At 48.3% G+C, this 5,034-nt stretch carries 1 tRNA gene and 2 rRNA genes; all 3 read left to right on the forward strand.

Features of this window, described 5'->3' with window-relative positions:
- Position 1: 1 nt before the first annotated feature.
- The 3 genes from HLB29_RS09395 (at position 2) to HLB29_RS09405 (ending at position 5,034) form a co-directional block, all read left to right on the forward strand.
- A 16S ribosomal RNA gene (locus HLB29_RS09395) occupies positions 2-1,546 on the forward strand.
- 104 nt (positions 1,547-1,650) lie between these two features.
- Positions 1,651-1,726 (forward strand) — tRNA-Ala (locus HLB29_RS09400).
- 406 nt (positions 1,727-2,132) lie between these two features.
- Positions 2,133-5,034 (forward strand): 23S ribosomal RNA (locus HLB29_RS09405).
- The 16S and 23S rRNA genes sit together here with 1 tRNA gene alongside, the layout of an rRNA operon.

Genomic DNA, 5,034 nt, shown 5'->3' on the forward strand with positions numbered 1-5,034 from the left:
TTTTTTAGAGAGTTTGATCCTGGCTCAGGATGAACGCTGGCGGCGTGCCTAACACATGCAAGTCGAGCGCGGTTGTGCTTAGTATTGAGTGTTTTATTGATATAAAACATTGAATTCTATGCACAACTGAGCGGCGGACGGGTGAGTAACGCGTGGGTAACCTGCCCTATACACATGGATAACATACTGAAAAGTTTACTAATACATGATAAAATAGTTTTTCGGCATCGAAGAATTATCAAAGTGTTAGCGGTATAGGATGGACCCGCGTCTGATTAGCTAGTTGGTGAGATAACTGCCCACCAAGGCGACGATCAGTAGCCGACCTGAGAGGGTGATCGGCCACATTGGAACTGAGACACGGTCCAAACTCCTACGGGAGGCAGCAGTGGGGAATATTGCACAATGGGCGCAAGCCTGATGCAGCAACGCCGCGTGAACGATGAAGGTCTTCGGATCGTAAAGTTCTGTTGCAGGGGAAGATAATGACGGTACCCTGTGAGGAAGCCCCGGCTAACTACGTGCCAGCAGCCGCGGTAATACGTAGGGGGCTAGCGTTATCCGGATTTACTGGGCGTAAAGGGTGCGTAGGTGGTCTTTCAAGTCGGTGGTTAAAGGCTACGGCTCAACCGTAGTAAGCCTCCGAAACTGTTAGACTTGAGTGCAGGAGAGGAAAGTGGAATTCCCAGTGTAGCGGTGAAATGCGTAGATATTGGGAGGAACACCAGTAGCGAAGGCGGCTTTCTGGACTGCAACTGACACTGAGGCACGAAAGCGTGGGTAGCAAACAGGATTAGATACCCTGGTAGTCCACGCCGTAAACGATGAGTACTAGGTGTCGGGGGTTACCCCCCTCGGTGCCGCAGCTAACGCATTAAGTACTCCGCCTGGGGAGTACGCACGCAAGTGTGAAACTCAAAGGAATTGACGGGGACCCGCACAAGTAGCGGAGCATGTGGTTTAATTCGAAGCAACGCGAAGAACCTTACCTAAGCTTGACATCCCTCGGACCGGTGTTTAATCACACCTTTCCTTCGGGACTGAGGAGACAGGTGGTGCATGGTTGTCGTCAGCTCGTGTCGTGAGATGTTGGGTTAAGTCCCGCAACGAGCGCAACCCTTGTCTTTAGTTGCCATCATTAAGTTGGGCACTCTAGAGAGACTGCCAGGGACAACCTGGAGGAAGGTGGGGATGACGTCAAATCATCATGCCCCTTATGCTTAGGGCTACACACGTGCTACAATGGGTGGTACAGAGGGTTGCCAAACCGTGAGGTGGAGCCAATCCCTTAAAGCCACTCTCAGTTCGGATTGTAGGCTGAAACTCGCCTACATGAAGCTGGAGTTACTAGTAATCGCAGATCAGAATGCTGCGGTGAATGCGTTCCCGGGTCTTGTACACACCGCCCGTCACACCATGGGAGTCGGAAACACCCGAAGCCGATTATCTAACCGCAAGGAGGAAGTCGTCGAAGGTGGCGTCGATAACTGGGGTGAAGTCGTAACAAGGTAGCCGTATCGGAAGGTGCGGCTGGATCACCTCCTTTCTAAGGAGAATTACCTGCTGTTCAATTTTGAGAGTTCATTAGAATTTTCAAATATATAAATTTGTTATGCAATAAATGAAGGCGTAAAAAAATAAAAGAAATATGGGGGTGTAGCTCAGTTGGGAGAGCACTTGCCTTGCAAGCAAGGGGTCAGGAGTTCGACTCTCCTCATCTCCACCATTTGTACCTTGAAAACTGAATATATTAGTGATATACAATGACATCTATTTTTGTCCTAACGGACATAAAATAAATTGAGAGAAAACTCAAAAAAACAACCAATTATTCTTTAACTGTCGAAAGANGATTTACGAGCATTTTTAATGTAATTTAATACCGCATGAATAAAATACGATTGAGCATACTAAGGTATGTGATAGAGTATTTTATAAAGAGGATATTAAAAGACATAAAAAGGCGAAGTGAATTTTTGTACCTTGAAAACTGAATATATATAGTGATATACAATGACATCTATTTTTGTCCTAACGGACATAAAATAAATTGAGAGAAAACTCAAAAAAACAACCAATTATTCTTTAACTGTCGAAAGACAAATAGAAAAATCTCATTAATAACTGAAAAAGGTCAAGTTATTAAGGGTGTAGGGCGGATGCCTTGGCACTAGGAGCCGATGAAAGACGTGATAAGCTGCGATAAGCTTCGGGGAGTGGCACATACACATTGATCCGAAGATTTCTGAATGAGGAAACTCACCCGGAGTAATGTCCGGGTATCCATATATGAATACATAGTATATGGAGGGGAACTCAGGGAACTGAAACATCTAAGTACCTGAAGGAAGAGAAAGAAAATCGATTCTGTAAGTAGCGGCGAGCGAAAGCGGAAGAGCCCAAACCGGGTCAGTTTACTGATTCGGGGTTGCGGACATATCATCAAAGAAAGGTTATTGCGATTAGAACAGAGCTGGAAAGCTCGACCACAGAGGGTAATAGTCCCGTACATGAAGCCAAGAAGATTCTTGATATGATCCAGAGTACCACGAGACACGTGAAACCTTGTGGGAAGCAGGGGGGACCACCCCCCAAGGCTAAATACTACCTAGTGACCGATAGCGAATAGTACCGTGAGGGAAAGGTGAAAAGAACCCCGGGAGGGGAGTGAAACAGAACCTGAAACCCTACACTTACAAGCTGTGGGAGCGCAATATTGGCGTGACCGCGTACTTTTTGTAGAACGGGCCAACGAGTTACGTTATGTGGCAAGGTTAAGCACTTAAGGTGTGTAGCCGAAGTGAAAGCGAGTCTTAACTGGGCGTTAAGTCACCTAACGTAGACCCGAAACCGGGCGACCTACCCATGAGCAGGATGAAACGAAAGTAAAATTTCGCGGAGGTCCGAACCCACGTACGTTGAAAAGTGCGGGGATGACTTGTGGGTAGCGGTGAAATTCCAATCGAGCTCGGAGATAGCTGGTTCTCCCCGAAATAGCTTTAGGGCTAGCCTTGAATGTAGAGATGTGGAGGTAGAGCACTGAATGTCCTAGGGGGTATTGCACTTACCGAAGACTATCAAACTCCGAATGCCATAATCTTTTATTCAGGAGTCAGACTATGGGTGATAAGGTTCATAGTCAAGAGGGAAAGAGCCCAGACCGTCAGCTAAGGTCCCAAAATGTATGTTAAGTGGTAAAGGATGTGGGATTGCACAGACAACCAGGATGTTGGCTTAGAAGCAGCCATTCATTCAAAGAGTGCGTAATAGCTCACTGGTCGAGTGATCCTGCGCCGAAAATTTCCGGGGCTAAAACATACTACCGAAGCTACGGCATCACAAGATGATGGGTAGGGGAGCTTCCCATGCAGGCTGAAGCGATACCGTAAGGAGTCGTGGACAGTATGGGAGAGAGAATGTTGGCATGAGTAGCGAGATGAAGGTGAGAATCCTTCAGGCCGTAAACCCAAGGTTTCCAGGGGAAGGTTCGTCCGCCCTGGGTTAGTCGGGACCTAAGCTCAGGCCGAAAGGCGTAGGCGATGGATAACAGGTTGAGATTCCTGTACTACCGATAATCGTTTGAGAGAAGGGATGACACAGTAGGATAAGCTGAGCACACTGTTGGTTAAGTGTGTCTAAGCATTGAGGCAGACTGGACAGGCAAATCCGTTCAGTCAATGCTGGGATGTGATGGGGAGCGAAACAAAGTAGCGAAGCAGCTGATTTCACACTGTCGAGAAAAGTCTCTATCGAGATTAAAGGTACCCGTACCGCAAACCGACACAGGTGGGTGAGGAGAGTATCCTAAGGCCAGCGAGAGAACTGTTGTTAAGGAACTCGGCAAAATGACCCCGTAACTTAGGGATAAGGGGTGCCCCAGAAATGGGGCCGCAGAGAATTGGCCCAAGCGACTGTTTACCAAAAACATAGGTTTCTGCTAAGTCGCAAGACGAAGTATAGGAGCTGACGCCTGCCCGGTGCTGGAAGGTTAAGGGGATCTGTCAGAGCAATCGAAGCAGTGATCTTAAGCCCCAGTAAACGGCGGCCGTAACTATAACGGTCCTAAGGTAGCGAAATTCCTTGTCGGGTAAGTTCCGACCCGCACGAAAGGCGTAACGATTTGGGCACTGTCTCAACAACAGACTCGGTGAAATTGTAATCCCGGTGAAGATGCCGGGTACCTGCGACAGGACGGAAAGACCCCATGGAGCTTTACTGTAGCTTGACATTGGGTTTCGATACTACATGTACAGGATAGGTGGGAGACGAAGAAATCAGGGCGTCAGTTTTGATGGAGTCAACCTTGGGATACCACCCTTGTAGTATTGGGACTCTAACCATAGGCCATGAATCTGGTCTTGGGACACTGTCTGGTGGGCAGTTTGACTGGGGCGGTCGCCTCCCAAAAGGTAACGGAGGCGCTCAAAGGTTCCCTCAGTACGGTCGGAAATCGTACGAAGAGTGTAAAGGCAAAAGGGAGCTTGATTGCGAGACATACAGGTCGAGCAAGGTAGAAATACGGACTTAGTGATCCGGTGGTTCTGAGTGGAAGGGCCATCGCTCAACGGATAAAAGCTACCCTGGGGATAACAGGCTTATCTCCCCCAAGAGTCCACATCGACGGGGAGGTTTGGCACCTCGATGTCGGCTCATCACATCCTGGGGCTGTAGTTGGTCCCAAGGGTTGGGCTGTTCGCCCATTAAAGTGGTACGCGAGCTGGGTTCAGAACGTCGTGAGACAGTTCGGTCCCTATCCGTCGCAGGCGTAGGAAATTTGAGAAGATCTGTCCTTAGTACGAGAGGACCGGGATGGACATACCTCTGGTGTACCAGTTGTTCTGCCAAGGGCATAGCTGGGTAGCTACGTATGGAAAGGATAAGCGCTGAAAGCATCTAAGCGCGAAGCCCACTTCAAGATAAGATTTCCCACCGTAAGGTTAAGATCCCAGGAAGACTACCTGGTTGATAGGTCAGAGGTGTAAGTGCAGCAATGTATGTAGCTTACTGATACTAATAGATCGAGGACTTGACCAA

This window comes from Peptostreptococcus canis (genome assembly GCF_014229965.1).
Taxonomy (GTDB): Bacteria; Bacillota; Clostridia; order Peptostreptococcales; family Peptostreptococcaceae; genus Peptostreptococcus; species Peptostreptococcus canis.